Genomic DNA, 16,572 nt, shown 5'->3' on the forward strand with positions numbered 1-16,572 from the left:
AATGCGCGGTCGGGCGTGCTCGTTCTGGTCGGCTGATCAGAGCGGGTTCGGACCTGTCACACTCATCCCGGACTTGATCCGGGATTCCGCTGCCTTCTCCGACCTCCCGTGAGAAGCGGGACCCCGGATCAAGTCCGGGGTGACGAAGATGAGACAAGCTGTTCGAGAAACGCTCCGGCGATCTATTAGCGGTCGGAAGGTCACGCGAAGGTCACGCCAAGGCGTGTCTCGTTGCCGGTCGCCGCGGAAACGCGAGGCGGCGTGGTACGCAGATGGAGGGCGGCCGTGTCAAAGAGCGGGACGGACGGGGCTGCGCTTCCTTTTCCTACATTGCAAGGTGTCGCGGCGGGGTGGTTGCCGAGGCTTGAGCTGGGCGCGTCCGGTAGGCGCAAACGCCCGCGGCTACGCCAGCTCGCGCGCCCAGGCGTCGAGCAGGGTGTGCGCGATCGCGTAGGGCGGCGGCGCTATAAAGGCGTCGCCGGTGCCGTTCAGTACTGCGAGCACCTCGGCACGCGACACCCATTTGGCGTCTTCGAGCTCGTTGGTGTCGAGCATGATCTGGTCGGTCAGCGCTTGTCCGATGCAGGCGATCATCAGTTGCGACGGGAACGGCCACGGCTGACTGGCGACGTAGCGGACCGCGCCGACCTCGACGCCCGCCTCCTCGCCGATTTCGCGCCGGACGGCTTCCTCGATGGACTCGCCGGGTTCGAGGAAGCCGGCGAGCGCGGAATAGCGGCCGGCGGGAAAGCTCGGCTGACGGCCGATCAGCGCGCGGCCGTTATGCTCGGCGATCATGATGACGACGGGGTCGGTGCGCGGGAAATGCTCGGCGCGGCAATTGGGGCAGCGGCGGCCCCAGCCGGCGCGGAAGATCGCGGTCGCGGTGCCGCACCGGGCGCAGAAGCCGTGGCGCGCGTGCCAGTCGAGCAGCGATCGCGCGGTGGCGAAGGTCGCCGCCTCGCCAGGCTGGAGCTGTTCGAGCGCGTTGAACAAGGTGGGCGAGCGGAACGGCGGCGGTGCGCCTTGCCCAGGCAGAAGCGCGGCGAAGCGCGGGCGGCCCCGGTCGAGCCCGAGCAGCACGAACTCGGCATCGTCGGGTGCCTCGGTCAGCATCGTCCAGCCGAGCCGGCCGTCGTCGGTGACCTCCGGCTCCCAGTTGTGGAGCACGAGCAGCCGCGCCTGCCAATTGCCCATCGCGGCGGCGAGCGCGTCGTCGTCGTGGCGCATCGCGTCGGCGCGGTCGAGCGTGCCGCCGGTGAAGCCGGGCGTCAGGATGCCGGGCGTCGAAGTGCCGGGCGTCGAGTTACCGGTCATGGGCGACGCTGCTGCGCGGGCGCGGGCGCGCGCGTGTCGGTGCGCCCGGCGGCACGTTCCGCGTCGCGGCGCAGCGCCGCGCCGACCTGCGCGGCGAGGTCGAGGCTGCCGGGGGGGAAGATGTTGGTCATCGTCGTGGCGCGGGTGCGGGTGAGCGGGTTGACGAAGGCGATCGTGTTGGCGGCACCGCTCCAGCTATAGGTGCCGCGCGGCACGCCGCCGGGCACATCCTCCAATTGCACCAGCCCGCCCGCGCCGAAACCCGCGCCCTTGATCGATCCGGGCGTGTAGCCGGAGAAGGTGACGCCGGGCGGCAGGAGGTTGGAGGTGGCGAGCCGCAACGTCTCCGGCTTCATCACCTGCACACCGTCGAGCGTGCCGCCGTTCTGGATCATGTGAAGGAAGCGGTCGTAATCGCGCGCCGACGACACCAGCCCTGCCCCGCCATAGGGAAAGCTGGGAGCAGTCAGGTAGGGCGAGGTTGCCGCGGGATCGAACGGCAGCAACCGCCCGGCCGCCGCGACGTAGAGCGTGGCGAAGCGGTTCTGCTGCCCGGCGGGCACCTGCCATCCGGTCGAGGTCATCTTGAGCGGGGTGAGCAGGCGCGTCTGAACGAATTGCTCGAACGACATGCCGCTCGCGCGCTCGATCACCGCGCCCATCACGTCGAGGCCGATCGAGTAGCTCCATTTAGTACCCGGTTGCGCGATCAGCGGCAGTTGTGCGGCGCGGTCGGCGAAGGCGAGCAGGCTGGTCGGACGGGTGCGGCGTGCGGTGCGCTCCGTCTCGGCATTGACCTGCGCGGGGACGACGCCGAGCCGCTCGGTTTCCTTGAGCAACGGCCCCTTGGCGGAGATGTTGTAGCTGAGGCCCGCCGAGTGGGTGAGCAGCATGCGGATCGTGATCGGTCGGCGCGCGGGCACGGTGTCGAGCGAGGTGTCGGGATTGGTCAGCACGCGCATGGTCGCGAAGGCCGGGATGTATTTCGACACCGGATCGTCGAGCGCGATGCGACCGTCCTGCACGAGCAGCATCGCCGCCATGCCGGTGACGGGCTTGGTCATCGAGTAGATGCGCCACAGACTGTCGGGACCGGCGGCGGGGGCGGTCGCGTCGGTGGCGATGCGGCCGGAGGAGAGGAACACCGTCGGCGCGTCGCCTTGTCCGAACGCGCCGGCGACGCCGGGCGCGCGGTTCGTCGCGACGAGACGGTCGAACAGCGCCTGCGTTTCGGACAGGGTGCGCTGCGCCGCCGTCCGAGCGGGTGGTAGCGGTGCGCGCGGCGTAACGGCGACGCGCTGTTGCGGGTTCTGCCGAGGATTGGCCTGCGACGCGGCCTCGTGCGCGATCGTCGCCCCGGCGAGCAGCGCGAGCGCGGCGGCCCCTGCGGCGGTTACCGAGCGGCGCTTCAACGATCCCTGCCTCATCCTGCCTCCATCCCCCTGATCGCGCGCGCCGCCTTGGCGAAGACGGTCGGCAGACCGGCCTCGTCGAGCGATGCCACTGGCCACCATTCGCCGGCGGCCGAAATCGGGCCATGCGCCTCACCCGTCACCAGCGCAAGATCGAGCGTGAAGTGGGTGAAGCCGTGGCTGACCTGCGCGTTGAGCGCCCGCCAGTCGGTCTCGGCGGGCGCGTCGACGAGGCCGGGCCGTGCTGGTTCCCACGGGCCGGTCGGCAGCGCGCGCATGCCGCCGAGCAGCCCGCGATCGGGGCGGCGGACGAGCAGGACCTCGGGGCCGTCATCGCCCGCGCGGGTGAGCCAGAAGATCGTGCCGTGGCGGTGCGGGCGATCGGCTTTCGGCTTCTTAGTTGGGAAGCGGTCGGGCTCACCGTGCGCGTGGCCGACGCAATGGGATGCGAGTGGGCAAAGCAGGCATTTGGGGCGGCGGACGGTGCAGATCGCCTGCCCCAAGTCCATCATCGCCTGCGCGAAGTCGCCGGCGCGGGTGTCGGGGGTGATCGTATCCGTCGCGGCGCGGATCGCGGGGCGGGCGTTCGGCAGCGGCACTTGAATCGCGAACAGGCGCGCCACGACGCGCTCGACATTGGCATCGACCACCACCGCGCGCTCGCCGAACGCGATCGCGGCGACCGCGGCGGCGGTATAGGCGCCGAAGCCCGGCAGGCGGCGCAGTGCCTCCTCGGTGCAAGGCAGCTCACCGCCGTGCTCGGCCGCGATGACGCGCGCGGCGGCGAGCAAGTTGCGCGCGCGGGCGTAGTAGCCGAGCCCCGCCCAGGCGGCCATCACGTCCGCCTCGTCGGCGGCGGCGAGATCGGCGAAGGTCGGCCAGCGCTGCGTCCAGGCGATGAACCGCGGGCGGACCGTGGCGACGGTGGTCTGCTGGAGCATCACCTCCGACAGCCAGACGCGATACGGGTCGGGCGTCTCGCCGGGTCGCGCGCGCCACGGCAGGTCGCGGCGGTGGCGGTCGTACCAGTGGAGCAAGGCGGGCGCGACCGCGTGCGGATCGGCGGGACCATCGGCTGCGGGTGCGATCGAATCCTTGGCGTCCACGGCCCCGCTATGGCATGGGCGGGCGGATGAGCAAGCGCCCGCGCGCCCCCCTTCCCCCGCCCGAGCGCCAGAACCGGTCACGCGCCGTGTCCGAGCTGCTGCCCGCCGTCGGCGGTGCCGCGTTCCGGCGCTTCGGCTTCATCCAGTCGGCGGTGGTGTCGCGCTGGCCCGAGATCGTCGGCGAGCGGCTGGCGGCGGTCAGTTCGCCCGAATCGATCCGCTTTCCGATGGGCAAGAAGCAGGACGGCACGCTGACGCTGACCTGCCGCGGCGCGCACGCGGTCATGATGCAGCACGTGCTGCCCGAGATCACCGAGCGGGTGAACCGCTTCTTCGGCTATCAGGCGGTGGCGCGGATCACGATCCGTCAGGGCGAGATCACAAAACGTGCGCCGAAGCGCGTCCTGCCCGAACTCGCGCCCGCGCCGGTCGAGCTGGGCGCGAGTTTGAAGACGATCGCCGATCCTGAGTTGAAGGCGGTGCTGGAGGCGCTGGCCTCCGGCGTCGCCAACCGCCCCAGCCTGCCCCAGGTGAAATGAAGACGGCCGATATGAAGACGCTCCTGCCCCTCATCGCCGCCGCGATGCTCGCCGCCTCCCCTGCCCCCAATGCTGCCGCCGCCGCGCCGCGCGCGTGGACCGCGGTAACGACGCCGGTCGCGACGGGCAGCTATTTGATCGGCAATCCGAAAGCCAAGGTGCGGCTGGTCGAGATATTGAGCTACACCTGCCCGCATTGCGCGCATTTCGCGGCCGAGTCCGACGCCAGCATCAAGGCAATGGTGCGGTCGGACACGCTGGCGGTCGAGGTGCGCAACCAGTTGCACGACAAGATCGACCTCGCCGCGACGATGCTGGCGCGCTGTTCGGGGCCGGCGGCGTTTCCGGCGGTGCACGCGGCCTTCCTCGACCAGCAGCGCGCGTGGATCGACCGCGCGGTGGCGTGGGATGGGGCAAATGCGGCGCGCGTGTCGACCTACCCGCAGCTGGCGCAGCTGCGCGCGCTGGCGGACGGTGCGGGGCTGACCGAGATCGCGCGAACGGCGGGCGTGTCGCCGGCGGCGATCGAGGCGTGTTTCGCCGACGAGAAGGCGCTGAACGCCGCGCTCAAGGTATCGCAGTCGACCGAAGGCGCGGCGGGGACGCCCGCGTTCGTCGTGAACGGCAAGTTGATCCAGACGGTCGCCTGGGCGCAGTTGCAGCCGATGCTGCGCGCGGCCGGTGCCAAGTAACGAAGTGGAGTTGTTCATGAAGCGTTTCGCACTTCTCGCCGGCGCGCTGGCGCTGATGACCGGCTGCGGTGGCGGCAGCAGCGACGCGCCGAGCGCGCCCGCGGGCTCGGTCAAGGCGGCGGCGGCACCTGCCGGGCAGGATTGGACGCAGACGGTGTCGCAGACGCCCGAGGGCGGGTATGTCGCGGGCAACCCCAATGCGACGCTCAAGTTGGTCGAATATGGCTCGCGACTGTGCCCGACGTGCGGCGCGTTCGCGAACACCGGCATGCGGCCGTTGATGGACAATTACGTCAAGACCGGAAAGGTCTCGTACGAGTTCCGCGAGTTCCTGGTCCACGGCGCGCCCGACTTCCCGCCGGCGCTCTTGGGCCGGTGCGGCGGCACGCAGCCATTCTTCCCGCTGCTGGAGGAAATGATGGCGGCGCAGGCGACGATCCTGCCCAAGATGGAGGATGCCGGCGCGTTTCAGCAGGCGCAGCAGGGCAAGGCGCCGGGCGTCATGTTCACCAACTGGGCCGAGAAGCTGGGCTACATCGACTTCGTCAAGCAGCGCGGCATTCCCGAGGCGCAGGCGCGCGCGTGCCTGACCGACGAGAAGCAGATCGAGGCGCTGATCAAGTATATGGACGCCGGTACCGAGAAGGGCGTGCAGGGAACGCCGACCTTCTTCCTGAACGGCAAGAAGCTCGACAATGTCGTGACGTGGGACGGGGTCGAGGGCGCGCTGAAGACCGCGGGGGCGTAATCACCCGGTAGCGCGCCGAGGCAAGCGCGCGTGCAGATCAAGCGGGTGCGGTTGACGGGGTTCAAGAGCTTCGTCGACCCCGCCGACCTCGTGATCGAGCCCGGGCTGACCGGCGTGGTCGGGCCGAACGGCTGCGGCAAGTCCAACCTGCTCGAAGCGCTGCGCTGGACGATGGGAGAGAATTCCGCGCGGTCGCTGCGCGGGGCGGGCATGGAGGACGTGATCTTCGCCGGCACCGCGACGCGGCCGCCGCGCGATTTCGCCGAGGTGTCGATCCTGCTCGACACCGATGCGGGCGAGGAAGCGGAAGTGGTGCGCCGGATCGAGCGCGGCGCGGGCTCGGCGTACCGGATCGACGGGCGCGACGTGCGCGCGAAGGACGTGCAACTGCTGTTCGCCGATGCCGCGACCGGCGCGCACAGTCCCGCGCTGGTCAGCCAGAACCGCATCGGCGCGGTGATCGCGGCCAAGCCCGCCGACCGGCGCGCGATGCTGGAGGAAGCAGCGGGGATAGCGGGGCTGCACGTGCGGCGCCGTGACGCGGAGGCGCGGCTGCGCGCGACCGAGGCGAACCTGGAGCGGCTCGACGCGGTGATCGCGGACACCGACGCGCGGGCGGGCGCGCTCAGGCGGCAGGCACGCGCGGCCGAGCGATACCGTGCGCTGTCCGAGGCGATCCGGGTGGCGGAGGCGCGCAGCCTGTTCGCGCGCTGGCGCGAGGCAGACGTGGGGGCGGAAGGCGCACGCGGCGAGGCGCGCATGGCGGACGCGCGGGTGGTGACCGCGCAGGCGTCGCACGACGAGGCGGCAAACGCGCAGGAAGCGGCAATCGCATCGTTGGCGGACATGCGCGCCGCCGCGCTCGCCGCGCGTGATCGGGCGAGCGCGGCCGCAGCGACGCTTGCCCACGCGCGCAACGATGCGACCACGGCCGAGCGGCGCGTGGCGGAGCTGGAGCAGGCGGCGGCGCGGATCGGCGAGGATCGCGCGCGCGAGGGCGCGCTGGCGAACGAGGCGGCGGCGGCGCTGACGACGCTGGCGGCGGACACCAAGGAGCTGGAGCGCACGCTGGCCGCGGCAGACGCGGGCTTGCCGGTGCTGGAGGCGGCGCTGAGCGCGGCGGAGCGAAGCGCGCGCGACGCGGAAGTGGCGCTGGCGCAAGCGCTGGCGGCGCAGGCGAGCGAGCAGGCGGAGGCGCGGGTGGCGCAGGCAGCGCTGGCGCAGGGACGCGCGCGGCTCGCCCGCGCCGAGCGTGACCGGGCGAGCGCGGCGGCGGCGCTGGCGGCGGTGGCGCAGCCGGCGCCGGTCGCGGCCGAGCGCGACGCGGCGGCGATGGCGCGAACGGCGGCGCAAGCGCGGGCTGAGGAAGCGCGCGCGGCGCTCGACACGGCAGAGGCGAGCGAACGCGGTGCGATGGTCAAGCGCAATGCGGCCGAGCAGGCGCGCGCCGTTGCTCACGCCGAGCGTGCGGCGCTGGACGCGGAAGCGGCGACGCTCGCGCGGGCGCTCCAGCGGAGCGGGCGTGATCGGTTGCTCGATCACGTCACGGTCGCGCCTGGGTACGAGCGTGCGCTGGCGGCGGCGCTGGGCGACGATCTGGCGATCGGGTTGGAGGCGGGCGGCGGCGCTTGGTGGGCGGGCGCGGCGATGCGCGACGACGACCCGGCAGCGCCCGCGGGTGCCGAACCGTTGGGGACGCACGTGGTCGCGCCGGCGGCGCTCGCGCGACGGCTGGCGCAGGTGTTCGTGGTGGACGAGGATCGCGGAACAACGCTGGCGGTCGGGCAGCGCGTGGTGACGCTGGGCGGCGCGATGCGGCGCTGGGACGGGCTGGTCGCGACGAGTGGCGGTGCGGCTGCGGCGGAGCGGCTGGAACGGCAGAACCGGTTGGCGGCGCTACAGGCGGCGTTGCCCGAGGCGCGGGCGGCGGCGGAACGGACTGCGGCGGCGGCGCAGGCGGTATCGGAGGAGATCGCGCGCGCGCAGGCGGCGGCGCGCGAGGCACGCGCGGCGATCACGCGCGCGGAGGCGGCGGAGCGCGAGGCGCAGGGATGCGAGGCGCGCGCGGGGGCGCTGCTCGACCGGATCGCGGGCCAACGCGCCGATGCCGAGGAGCGCGCCGACCGCGCGACGCGCGAGCACGACGAGGCGGCAGGTGACGTGGCGCAGAGCGAGGCGGCGGTGGCCGCGCTGCCCGACCTGAGCACGACCGCGCTGGCGATCGCCGACCTGCGCCGCGACGATGCGGCACAGCGACAGGCGGTGGATGTCGCGCGCGCCGCGCGGCAGGCGGGCGAGCGGCAGGCGGCGGTGCTGCGCGAGCGGCTGGCGGGCGCACAGGGCGACGCCAAGAGCTGGCGCGCGCGTGCGGGCGATGCGGCCAGGCGGATCGGCGACATGGCGAAGCGCGAGGGCGAGGTGGCGCGCGAACTGACCGCGCTCGCGCCGACGCTGCCGATAATGGCGGAGGCGGTCGCAGCCGCCGAGCAGGCGCACGCCGCCGCGCGGATCGATGCCGAGCGCACCGTTGCGGATGAACAAGGCGGCGAGCGCGACTTGCGCGCGGCCGAGGGCGCGGCGCGGCGCGCGGGCGAGGTGCTGGCGGCGGCGCGCGAGGCGCGTGCGGGTGCGGCGGCGCGCGTTGAGCATCACGAGGCGCGGCGGGTCGATCTGGGACGCACGTCGGGCGAGCGGTTCGCGTGTCCCGCGCCGGTGCTGCCCGAGCGGCTGGGGTTCGCGGTCGCCGACGTGGGCGCGCCCGGGGCGGAGGCGGCGGCGCACGAACGGTTGCTGCGCGAGCGCGAGCGGATGGGGCCGGTCAACCTCGTCGCCGCGCAGGAGCTGGCCGAGCTGGAAGCGGCGAGCGCGGGCAACGCCGCCGAGCGCACCGAGCTGGGTCAGGCGGTGAACCGGCTGCGCGGGTCGATCGGCACGCTCAACCGCGAAGGGCGGCAGCGGCTGCTCGCCGCGTTTGAGGCGGTCGACGGGCATTTCCGGCGGCTGTTCACGACCTTGTTCGATGGCGGCCAGGCGCATCTCGAATTGGTCGACTCGGACGATCCGCTGGAGGCGGGGCTGGAGATCATGGCGCAGCCGCCGGGCAAGCGGCTGCAGTCGCTGACCTTGCTGTCGGGGGGCGAGCAGGCGCTCACCGCGGTCGCGCTGATCTTTGGGCTGTTCCTGACCAATCCGGCTCCGATCTGCGTGCTCGACGAGGTCGATGCGCCGTTGGACGACGCCAATATCGACCGATTCTGCGCGCTGCTCGAGCGGATGACGCGTGAGACGCGGACGCGTTACCTGGTGGTGACGCACAATGCGGTGACGATGAGCCGGATGCACCGCTTGTTCGGGGTGACGATGATCGAGCGCGGGGTCAGCCGGCTCGTGTCGGTCGACCTGGGTGCGGCGGCGCAGATGGCCGCGGAATGACGCGATCGATCCAGGCAGGCGCGGGGTCGCGCACCGCCGCCCAGATGATCCACAGCACCGCGACACCGCGGATCGCCGCCGCGGTAGCGACGTCGACCTGGGTCGCCGACGGCCACGCGCCCTCCAGCCCTGCGAACAGCCAGAATTCGGCGAAATAGGCGAGCAGGTCGCCGAGCAGGAACAAGGCGAGCGGGCGCGCACGCGTCGCGGTCAGGACGAGCAGCGGCCACAGCCACAGATCGAATTGCGGCGACCACACCTTGTTGGTCAGCAGGAACCAGGCGAGCACGGGCGTGAACAACACCCAGGGATGGCGGGCGTGGCGACGCCAACCGGCGAGCACGATCGCGAACGCGCCGAGCGCGAAGGCGATCAGCGCGAGGCGGTTGCGGGTCGGAATGTCGGTGGGGTACCAGTTGAAGGTGTTGGCAAGCTCCCACACGCTCGCCGCGGTGCCGCTGCGCTGGCTCGAAAAGGCGTAGAACTCGCTCCAGTTGGTGAAGGCAGTGGCGGCGACGGGCAGGTTGACCGCACCCCAAGCGGCGACCGCGACGAGGACGAGCAGGGCGGCACGGGTTACATTGGCGCCGATTGAGTGGCCGCGGCGGAACAGCGCACCGAGCCCCAGCAGCGGGAGCAGCAGCAGCGGGAACAGCTTGGCCGCGCCACCCAGCGCCGCCAGCGCGGTGGCGCGCATGTCCTCCCCACGCCGCGCGGCAAGCAGTGCGGCAACCGCGAGGCTGGCGGCGAGCAAATCCCAATTGTGCGCGAGGTAGAGCACCAGCGGCGGCGCGAGCGCCCAGGCATATTGGCGCAGGCGGCCGACGCCGGCGCGGCGCATCATGCGCAGCACCAGAAAGGCGCAAGCGGTGTTGCCGAGCCAGACCGCCGTCAGGAAATCGGCCGTGTCGGGTCGGCCGAGCCCGAGCACACGCGCGACCAGCCCCTCGACCCAGATCAGCGCGCCGGTCAGCACCGGATATTCCATCCGTGCCTGGAAATACGGCACCTGCCCTGCCGCGACGCCGCGCAGGCCCCAGAACGGCACCGCGTCGCTGTAGCAGCCGGTGGTATATTGCTCGCCGCCGATCCAGTAGGCGCCACAGTGCAGCTTGAACGCGAGCCCGGCGACGCAGGTGAGCGCCAGCGCCCAACACGGCGCCTCGTCGCCCAGTCGGTCGGTCCATCGGTCGATCGTGTCGCGCATGGCCCCGCGTCTTGGCCGAGCGCGCGTGGGGCGACAAGGGCAGGCACGCCGGTCGAGTCGCTTATTCCGGTCGGGAGCCCACCGTGCGGCGTGAGCGGCATGTGAGCATCGTGAAGCCTAGCCTATAACCGGGAGCCGCCAAAAGCGTGGTTAGCGATGACGCATTTCGACCGTCACCCCCCCTAACCCCGCGGCGCACCTCGACAAATTGGCACCCCGAACATATATCGAACGTATGGCGCAGCTCGATGTCAAACAGAAGCTGGCGATCCTCGCCGACGCGGCGAAATATGATGCGTCATGCGCCTCGTCGGGCACGTCGAAGCGTGACAGCCGCGACGGCAAGGGGCTGGGTTCGACTGAGGGGATGGGCATTTGCCACGCCTATGCGCCCGACGGTCGCTGTATTTCGCTGCTCAAGATCCTGCTGACCAACAGCTGCATCTTCGACTGCCATTATTGCATCAACCGCAAGAGTTCAAACGTGCGGCGCGCGCGCTTCACCGCGCAAGAGGTAGTGAACCTCACGCTGTCCTTTTATCGCCGCAATTATATCGAGGGACTGTTCCTGTCTTCGGGGATCATCTCTTCGCCCAATTACACGATGGAGCAGATCGTCGAGGTCGCGCGGAGCTTGCGCGAAGACCATCATTTCCGCGGCTACATTCACTTGAAAACGATCCCCGACGCCGATCCCGAGCTGGTGCATCAGGCCGGGCTCTACGCCGATCGCGTGTCGATCAACGTCGAGTTGCCGACCTCGTCGGGGCTGAAGCGGCTCGCGCCCGAGAAGGACGAGGCGCGGATCGAGGGCGCCATGCGCGAGGTGAAGGCGTCGATCGCGGACCTGACCGACGCCAAGGCCAAGTATAAGTCGGCGCCGCGCTTCGCGCCCGCCGGGCAGTCGACGCAGATGATCGTCGGCGCCGATGCGGCGACCGATGGCGACATCGTCGGCAAGGCATCGCAGCTCTACGATCGCTTTAACTTGCGGCGCGTTTATTATTCGGCGTTCAGCCCGATCCCGGATGCGAGCGCGGTGCTGCCGTTGCAACGTCCGCCGCTGATGCGCGAGCATCGGTTGTACCAGTCCGACTGGCTGATGCGCTTCTACGAGTTCAAGCCGCACGAGGTGGTCGCAGCGGCCGATGACAAGACGGGGATGCTGCCGCTCGACATCGACCCGAAGCTCGCCTGGGCGCTGAAGTTTCGCGATTACTTCCCGGTCGACGTCAACACCGCGCCGCGCGAGGCGTTGCTGCGCGTGCCGGGGCTGGGGACGAAAGCGGTCAAGAACATCCTCGCCTCGCGGCGGTGGCGCAGGCTGCGGCTGGACGATGTCGCGCGGCTGACGGTGTCGATCGCCAAGCTGCGGCCGTTCATCGTCGCAGAGGATTGGCGACCGGTGACGCTGACCGACCGCGCCGAGTTGAAGCCGCTGGTCGCACCGAAGAAGAAGCAATTGGAGTTGTTCGCGGCCTAGCGCCGGCTAGCTGGTACCGGGTTGGGCGGCGATTCGCGCCTTGATCGTGGGGATGTCGGCTTGTGCCCAGTAGCTGACGTGTAACTCAGTGACGTCGCGCGCCCTGGCGGTCAGTGGGGCAGGTCCGAGCGTCTCGACGAAGCGGCGGGCGTGGCGATGGCCGAAGAGGATTCGATCAGGGCCGAGACGCAACGACCACGTCACCCCGAACAGCCGGCCGGTGGGCAGGTAGCCGCTCGCGAGGATCGTTCGCGCGATCGCCGCCGCATTGGCATCCGGTTCGACGTCGACGACCCCCGCGTGCGGTGCATCAATGTCTTCGGCGAGGGCGAGGCTCTGCCGCGTGACGAGCAGCGGCCATGCGCCGGCGCGGCCCGGGCGCGGATGGACGTATTCGAACAATGCGTCGGCGATGTGGCCCTGTGCCTCCGGACTTTGTTGCAGGCGGATCTGTCGCGCCGCGCCCGCGGGCGTCGTGACGTGCAGCGACAGGCCATCCTCGTGCGGCAGGAGCGTCGCGCCGCGGAAGGTCCAGGTCTCGCCGACCGGATGGGTGATGCCGTCGTGATCGGTGAACGGGTGCACGACATGGTAGGCGCGACCGGGTTCGAGATGCTGGAATGCGTCGCCTGTTCGGGTTCGATCGGGGTGGCGTGGTTTCAACCAATCGAACATCGGTGCGGCCTTCTGCTGCGGCGATCATCGGCGGATAAGTTTGGTGACGCAACGCCGCACGTCGGCTCATCACGTAGCGGCGACGGGTGACGCGCACCGTCGTGGTCGCAACCCGATCGCGTGTTCGCCGGTTGTTCGCCGTATATGCGTGTCGTCACCCTGCCCCTACCCGATGATTTCGACACCTGGCGCGACGCGGCACGCGGGCTGGCGGCGGAAGGGGTGCCACCCGACGACGTGGTGTGGCAGGTCGGCGACGTACCGGGCGATCTGTTCGCGGCGGTGGCAGAGCCCGATGCGCCCGCGCCGCGACACGATCCGCCCGCGCCGGCGCTGAAGGTGTCGCGCGCGTTCCTCGACCTGGCGCGCAGCGTGGTGCTGCACAGCGATCCCGAGCGGTTCGCGCTTCTTTACACGGCACTGTATCGCCTCAGGCGCGAGCCCAAGCTGGTCGAGGATCAGGCCGATCCGCTGGTGCGGCGACTGGATGGGCTCGCCAAGCAGGTGCGGCGCGACATCCACAAAATGCGCGCATTCCTGCGCTTCCGCGAGGTGGAGGAGGACGGCGCCGCGCGCTTCGTCGCGTGGTGGGAGCCCGACCATCATATCGTGCGCGCCAACGCCGCCTTCTTCGTCAACCGCTTCGCGTCGATGCGCTGGTCGGTGCTGACGCCCGAGGTGTCGCTGCACTGGGATGGTGCGGCGCTGTCGGAAGGGCCGGCTGCTGCACGCGGCGATGCGCCGGAGGGCGATCCGACCGAGGAGGTGTGGAAGACCTATTACGCCAGCATCTTCAACCCCGCACGCGTCAAGGTCGGCGCGATGTTGAAGGAGATGCCGCGCAAATATTGGAAGAACATGCCGGAAACCGCACTGGTCCCTGAGTTGCTGGCGACCGCGCAGGCACGGGAGAGTGGAATGATCACGCAGGCACGCGCGGCAGTGGGCGGCAACATCGAGGCGGCATGGGAAGCGCTCCGCGAGGAAGCGATGGGGTGCACGCGCTGCCACCTGTACAAGCCCGCGACGCAAACGGTGTTCGGCGAAGGGCCGGTAACTGCGTCGATGATGTTCGTCGGCGAGCAGCCGGGCGATCAGGAGGATCTGGCCGGGCACCCGTTCGTGGGTCCTGCCGGACAGGTGTTCAACCGCGCGCTGGAGGAAGCCGGGATCACGCGCGCGGAAACCTACGTCACCAATGCGGTAAAGCATTTCAAGTTCGAGCCGCGCGGCAAACGGCGCATCCACGCCAAGCCCGACGCGGGCGAGATCACCGCGTGCCGCTGGTGGATCGAGCAGGAGCAGATGCTGCTCCGCCCCAAGGTCACGGTGGCGCTGGGCGCGACCGCGGCGCGCAGCCTGTTCGGCAAGGTCATGACGATCGGGCGCGAGCGTGGCCGCGCGTTGACGCTGCCGGGCGAGGATGGCGGCACCGCGTGGATAACGGTGCACCCGAGCTACCTGCTGCGGCTGCCCGACGAGGCGGCGAAAGCGGCGGAATATGCGAAGTTCGTCGAGGATCTGAAGGCGGCGCACGCCTTGGCAGGGTAGCGGCGCGGTCGCGCGGTGCTGCTAATCGGGGGCGAGAAGAAGCGGGATCCCGGCTCAAGGCCGGGATGACGTGAGGGGGGTGGGTCTGCCAGCGCTCAGAAGGTGTCGGGGTCGGGTCCCATGCGGCCAGCGGCGTCGTCCATCGCGTCGATCGCCGACAAATCCTCCTGGGAGAGCGTCACCTCGTGGGCGGCGTAATTGCCGGCAAGGCGGTCGACGTTGCCGGTCTTGGGGATGACCGAGAAACCCTTCGCCAGGTGCCAGGCGATGATGACCTGCGCAGGCGTGGCGCCCAGGCGGTCGGCGATCGACACGATCCGCTCGTCCTTGAGCGTCTCGCCTTGCCCGAGTGGGCTCCAGCTCTGCGTCACGATGCCGTGGTCGGCGTTGTAGGCGGCGCAGTCGCGTTGCTGGAAGGTCGGGTGGAGCTCGATCTGGTTGACCGTGGGGGTGACGCCGGTCGCCTGGATGATGCGGTCGAGATGCTCGGGCATGAAGTTCGACACGCCGATCGAGCGCGTCTTGCCAGCCTCGCGCAAGTCCACGAGCGCACGCCACGCCGCGACATAATCGTCCGCCGCCGGGTGGGGCCAGTGGATCAGGTAAAGGTCGACCTCGTCGCGGCCGAGCAGCGCCAGGCTCTCGTCCAGCGCCGCAGCGGCGTCGGTGTGGCGGTCGTTCCACAGCTTGGTGGTGAGGAACACCTCGTCGTGGACGAGGCCTTCGCCGACGCCACGCTCATTGTGGTAGATCGCGGCGGTGTCGATCAGGCGGAAGCCGGCGTCGAGCCCGGCGCGGACGATCGTCGCCACCTGCGCGTCGGGGATCTGGTAGGTGCCGAGGCCGAGCTGCGGCATCGTGCGACCGTCGTTGAGGGTCAGGTTAGTCATGAAATGACGAACCATTGCTGTCGGAGCCGGTTCCGATCGGCGCTCCGAAAGCGGCTTCCTTTCGCACGCCAATTCGCGCAAGCGCGGCATTATGGTCGAGAAGATCCTGGCTACGCTCGCGGCATTCGCCATCTCCGTCATCTCCGGCATGGGATATTGGGGCATCGTGCTGCTGATGGCGATCGAGAGCGCGTGCATTCCGCTGCCGTCCGAGATCATCATGCCGTTCGCGGGCTATCTGGTGTCGACCGGGCGGTTCGAGCTGTTCGCCGCCGCGACCGCGGGCGCGATCGGGTGCAATCTGGGGTCGATCGTCGCCTATGAGATCGGACGGCGCGGCGGACGGCCGCTCGCCGAGAAGTTCGGCCGCTACGTGCTGATCGGGCCGGGCGAGCTAGACCTCGCCGATCGCTTCTTCAACAAATGGGGTAATTGGGCGATCCTGATCGGGCGGATGTTGCCGGTGATCCGCACCTTCATCGCGTTCCCTGCGGGGGTCGCGCGGATGAAGCTGATCCCGTTTCACGTCTACACGTTCGTCGGGTCGTGGCCGTTCTGCCTGCTGCTCGCCTGGATCGGCATGAAGCTGGGCGACCAGTGGAACAGCGATCCGCGGTTGAAGGCGTTCTTCCACCGCGCCGACGCGGTGATCGGCGTGGTGCTGGTCGCGGCGATCGGTTTCTACATCTCGCACCGCGTGCGGGGGCTGAAGAAGCACGCCTGAGCCCGGAAGGTCACGCTAAGGTCACACCAACGCACGGTGTTGTGCGGGCGTGGACGGATCGGAAGGTCACGCGAAGGTCACACCAATGCGTGTCTTTGCGTAAAGCTGGGCGAAGCGCACACACGCGCATGCCATAGGGAACACGCGTGGCGGCGGCCAACATTGGTCGGGCTAAGACGATAAGCAGGAGCGTGTGGCTTGCGCCTCATATCGCGGCTTAGCGGGACTGGGATTTGTAGGACAGCGCGGTGGTGTGATCCGCGAGCCGGGGAAAGAAGCGGGGCTCCGGATCAAGTCCGGGGTGACGAGACGGCCGATTACGGCAGGTCGGGTGTCTCCGCCTTCTTCGCGGCCTGGCGCTCGCGTTTCCAGGCCGATAGGTCTTGGACGTTGCAGCCCGTGGCGCCGGCCGCGCCGACGGCGGAGCAGGTGCCGACGCCCACGTTACCGACAGTGCGGTTGGCTTGTTCCTTGACCGCCCAGCTCGCATTCTCCGGCGTGACCTCAAAGTTGCGGAGTTCCTTGGGGATACGGAATTGCTCCGCGGCGGAGCGGCGGACGCAGACGACGACTTCTTCGTTATTGTTGTTGGTCGGGCAGCGTTCGTTGCCGTAGAGGACGAGCACGCCGTTGACCGGCGCGCTCTTCGACACGCCTTCCGCCGCGGTCGTCTTGGCGATGCGCGGCTGCGTCGGCGCGGGCGGGCCGAGCCCCTGGCCCGAGGCGACGGCGGGCAATGCGAGGGCCGGGACGGTCAGGGCGACGAGCGGAAACAGAAACGAACGCATCGACACTT

The 16,572-nt window shown here is 70.1% G+C and carries 14 protein-coding genes; 7 read left to right on the forward strand and 7 right to left on the reverse strand.

The features are described 5' to 3' along the window. Positions 1–402 precede the first annotated feature (402 nt). From nudC to HRV97_RS13525, 3 genes are read right to left on the reverse strand one after another with little or no spacing between them, the layout of a single operon-like run. Positions 403–1,317: an NAD(+) diphosphatase gene (gene nudC / locus HRV97_RS13515; RefSeq protein ID WP_223176856.1), complete on the reverse strand. Its 915-nt coding sequence runs from the start codon at positions 1,315–1,317 to the stop codon at positions 403–405. Then, positions 1,314–2,744, reverse strand: coding sequence for a serine hydrolase domain-containing protein (locus tag HRV97_RS13520; RefSeq protein ID WP_246248738.1), 1,431 nt, complete (start codon positions 2,742–2,744; stop codon positions 1,314–1,316). The genes nudC and HRV97_RS13520 overlap by 4 nt, the downstream gene beginning before the upstream one ends. Then, positions 2,741–3,835, reverse strand: a complete 1,095-nt coding sequence (locus HRV97_RS13525) for an NUDIX domain-containing protein (protein WP_174194817.1) — start codon at positions 3,833–3,835, stop codon at positions 2,741–2,743. Before HRV97_RS13525 ends, HRV97_RS13520 begins: the two co-directional genes overlap by 4 nt. A 26-nt stretch (positions 3,836–3,861) precedes the next feature. On the opposite strand from HRV97_RS13525, the gene HRV97_RS13530 reads away from it, so the two are divergent. From HRV97_RS13530 to HRV97_RS13545, 4 genes are read left to right on the forward strand one after another with little or no spacing between them, the layout of a single operon-like run. Then, complete coding sequence (locus tag HRV97_RS13530; protein ID WP_343044514.1) at positions 3,862–4,374, forward strand: DUF721 domain-containing protein; 513 nt, start codon at positions 3,862–3,864, stop codon at positions 4,372–4,374. Positions 4,375–4,385: 11 nt separating this feature from the next. Continuing rightward, positions 4,386–5,066: a DsbA family protein gene (locus HRV97_RS13535; RefSeq protein WP_174194819.1), complete on the forward strand. Its 681-nt coding sequence runs from the start codon at positions 4,386–4,388 to the stop codon at positions 5,064–5,066. Between the two features lie 16 nt (positions 5,067–5,082). Continuing rightward, complete coding sequence (locus HRV97_RS13540; protein WP_246248739.1) at positions 5,083–5,814, forward strand: thioredoxin domain-containing protein; 732 nt, start codon at positions 5,083–5,085, stop codon at positions 5,812–5,814. Positions 5,815–5,844: 30 nt separating this feature from the next. Continuing rightward, positions 5,845–9,246, forward strand: a complete 3,402-nt coding sequence (locus HRV97_RS13545) for an AAA family ATPase (protein ID WP_174194820.1) — start codon at positions 5,845–5,847, stop codon at positions 9,244–9,246. Here the strand turns inward: HRV97_RS13545 and HRV97_RS13550 are convergent. After that, a complete protein-coding gene (locus HRV97_RS13550; protein ID WP_174194821.1) occupies positions 9,191–10,453 on the reverse strand; it encodes a hypothetical protein in 1,263 nt (420 codons plus the stop codon). The two genes, HRV97_RS13545 and HRV97_RS13550, sit on opposite strands and share 56 nt — an antisense overlap. A 235-nt stretch (positions 10,454–10,688) precedes the next feature. Between HRV97_RS13550 and HRV97_RS13555 the strand changes: the two genes are divergently transcribed. Then, positions 10,689–11,936: a putative DNA modification/repair radical SAM protein gene (locus HRV97_RS13555; RefSeq protein WP_174194822.1), complete on the forward strand. Its 1,248-nt coding sequence runs from the start codon at positions 10,689–10,691 to the stop codon at positions 11,934–11,936. A 6-nt stretch (positions 11,937–11,942) separates the two neighbouring features. On the opposite strand, the gene HRV97_RS13560 is transcribed toward HRV97_RS13555, so the two are convergent. Further along, positions 11,943–12,611, reverse strand: coding sequence for a DUF3601 domain-containing protein (locus HRV97_RS13560; RefSeq protein ID WP_174194823.1), 669 nt, complete (start codon positions 12,609–12,611; stop codon positions 11,943–11,945). A 144-nt stretch (positions 12,612–12,755) separates the two neighbouring features. Between HRV97_RS13560 and HRV97_RS13565 the strand changes: the two genes are divergently transcribed. Further along, positions 12,756–14,162, forward strand: a complete 1,407-nt coding sequence (locus tag HRV97_RS13565; protein ID WP_174194824.1) for a UdgX family uracil-DNA binding protein — start codon at positions 12,756–12,758, stop codon at positions 14,160–14,162. A gap of 95 nt (positions 14,163–14,257) precedes the next feature. On the opposite strand, the gene HRV97_RS13570 is transcribed toward HRV97_RS13565, so the two are convergent. Further along, positions 14,258–15,052, reverse strand: coding sequence for an aldo/keto reductase (locus tag HRV97_RS13570; protein WP_174194825.1), 795 nt, complete (start codon positions 15,050–15,052; stop codon positions 14,258–14,260). A gap of 91 nt (positions 15,053–15,143) precedes the next feature. On the opposite strand from HRV97_RS13570, the gene HRV97_RS13575 reads away from it, so the two are divergent. After that, the gene (locus HRV97_RS13575; protein ID WP_174194826.1) at positions 15,144–15,776 is read left to right on the forward strand and encodes a DedA family protein; all 633 of its coding nucleotides are present in this window, start codon (positions 15,144–15,146) and stop codon (positions 15,774–15,776) included. A 317-nt stretch (positions 15,777–16,093) separates the two neighbouring features. On the opposite strand, the gene HRV97_RS13580 is transcribed toward HRV97_RS13575, so the two are convergent. Beyond that, positions 16,094–16,564 (reverse strand): hypothetical protein, encoded by a 471-nt coding sequence (locus HRV97_RS13580; protein ID WP_246248740.1) that lies wholly within the window; start codon positions 16,562–16,564, stop codon positions 16,094–16,096. Positions 16,565–16,572: the final 8 nt, after the last annotated feature.

The organism is Sphingomonas hominis (assembly GCF_013328205.1).
Lineage (GTDB): Bacteria > Pseudomonadota > Alphaproteobacteria > Sphingomonadales > Sphingomonadaceae > Sphingomonas > Sphingomonas hominis.

Coding starts and splice junctions, on each gene's coding strand:
- HRV97_RS13560 (WP_174194823.1), bottom strand. CDS start 12,611: ATGTTCGATTGGTTGAAACCACGCCACCCCGATCGAACCCGAACAGGC.
- HRV97_RS13575 (WP_174194826.1), top strand. CDS start 15,144: ATGGTCGAGAAGATCCTGGCTACGCTCGCGGCATTCGCCATCTCCGTC.
- nudC (WP_223176856.1), bottom strand. CDS start 1,317: ATGACCGGTAACTCGACGCCCGGCACTTCGACGCCCGGCATCCTGACG.
- HRV97_RS13555 (WP_174194822.1), top strand. CDS start 10,689: ATGGCGCAGCTCGATGTCAAACAGAAGCTGGCGATCCTCGCCGACGCG.
- HRV97_RS13540 (WP_246248739.1), top strand. CDS start 5,083: ATGAAGCGTTTCGCACTTCTCGCCGGCGCGCTGGCGCTGATGACCGGC.
- HRV97_RS13565 (WP_174194824.1), top strand. CDS start 12,756: ATGCGTGTCGTCACCCTGCCCCTACCCGATGATTTCGACACCTGGCGC.
- HRV97_RS13580 (WP_246248740.1), bottom strand. CDS start 16,564: ATGCGTTCGTTTCTGTTTCCGCTCGTCGCCCTGACCGTCCCGGCCCTC.
- HRV97_RS13520 (WP_246248738.1), bottom strand. CDS start 2,744: ATGAGGCAGGGATCGTTGAAGCGCCGCTCGGTAACCGCCGCAGGGGCC.
- HRV97_RS13535 (WP_174194819.1), top strand. CDS start 4,386: ATGAAGACGCTCCTGCCCCTCATCGCCGCCGCGATGCTCGCCGCCTCC.
- HRV97_RS13530 (WP_343044514.1), top strand. CDS start 3,862: ATGAGCAAGCGCCCGCGCGCCCCCCTTCCCCCGCCCGAGCGCCAGAAC.
- HRV97_RS13570 (WP_174194825.1), bottom strand. CDS start 15,052: ATGACTAACCTGACCCTCAACGACGGTCGCACGATGCCGCAGCTCGGC.
- HRV97_RS13550 (WP_174194821.1), bottom strand. CDS start 10,453: ATGCGCGACACGATCGACCGATGGACCGACCGACTGGGCGACGAGGCG.